General features: G+C 69.8%; 1 protein-coding gene. It reads left to right on the top strand.

Translation table 11 applies throughout. The features are described 5' to 3' along the window. Positions 1-9: 9 nt before the first annotated feature. Positions 10-1,111, top strand: a 1,102-nt coding sequence (gene ispG / locus JL475_RS39105; protein ID WP_202282943.1) for a flavodoxin-dependent (E)-4-hydroxy-3-methylbut-2-enyl-diphosphate synthase, incomplete at its 3' end; no start/stop codon positions are given.

Below are 1,111 nucleotides of genomic sequence, written 5' to 3' on the forward strand. Positions count from 1 at the left end.
TCTCTCGGCATGCCGTCCGTTCCGATCACCCTGGCCCCGCGCCGCACGAGCCGGAAGATCCAGGTCGGGTCGGTGGCGGTGGGCGGGGACGCGCCGGTGTCGGTGCAGTCGATGACCACCACCCGCACCTCCGACATCGGCGCGACGCTGCAGCAGATCGCCGAGCTGACCGCCTCGGGCTGCCAGATCGTGCGGGTGGCCTGCCCCACCCAGGACGACGCGGACGCGCTGGCGGTCATCGCCCGCAAGTCGCAGATCCCGGTGATCGCGGACATCCACTTCCAGCCCAAGTACGTGTTCGCCGCGATCGAGGCGGGCTGCGCGGCGGTGCGGGTGAACCCGGGCAACATCAAGCAGTTCGACGACAAGGTCAAGGAGATCGCGCAGGCGGCGGGCGAGCGTGGCACGCCGATCCGGATCGGGGTCAACGCCGGGTCGCTGGACCGGCGGCTGCTGCAGAAGTACGGGAAGGCCACGCCGGAGGCGCTGGTGGAGTCGGCGCTGTGGGAGGCGTCGCTGTTCGAGGAGCACGGCTTCCGGGACATCAAGATCTCGGTGAAGCACAACGATCCGGTGGTGATGGTGGAGGCCTACCGGCAGCTGGCGGCGCGGTGCGACTATCCGCTGCACCTGGGGGTGACCGAGGCGGGTCCGGCGTTCCAGGGCACGATCAAGTCGGCGGTGGCCTTCGGGGCGCTGCTGTCCGAGGGGATCGGGGACACCATCCGGGTGTCGCTGTCGGCGCCGCCGGCCGAGGAGGTCAAGGTGGGGCTGCAGATCCTGGAGTCGCTGAATCTGCGGCAGCGGGGGCTGGAGATCGTCTCGTGTCCGTCCTGCGGGCGGGCGCAGGTGGATGTGTACAAGCTGGCGGACGAGGTGACCGCCGGGCTGGCGGGGATGGAGGTGCCGCTGCGGGTGGCGGTGATGGGCTGTGTGGTGAACGGTCCGGGCGAGGCGCGGGAGGCGGATCTGGGGGTGGCCTCGGGCAACGGCAAGGGGCAGATCTTCGTCAAGGGCGAGGTGATCAAGACGGTGCCGGAGTCGAAGATCGTGGAGACGCTGATCGAGGAGGCCCTGAAGATCGCCGAGCAGATGGAGAAGGACGGCATCG

This window comes from Streptomyces sp. M2CJ-2, from assembly GCF_016757295.1.
In the GTDB taxonomy this organism is placed as follows: Bacteria; Actinomycetota; Actinomycetes; order Streptomycetales; family Streptomycetaceae; genus Streptomyces.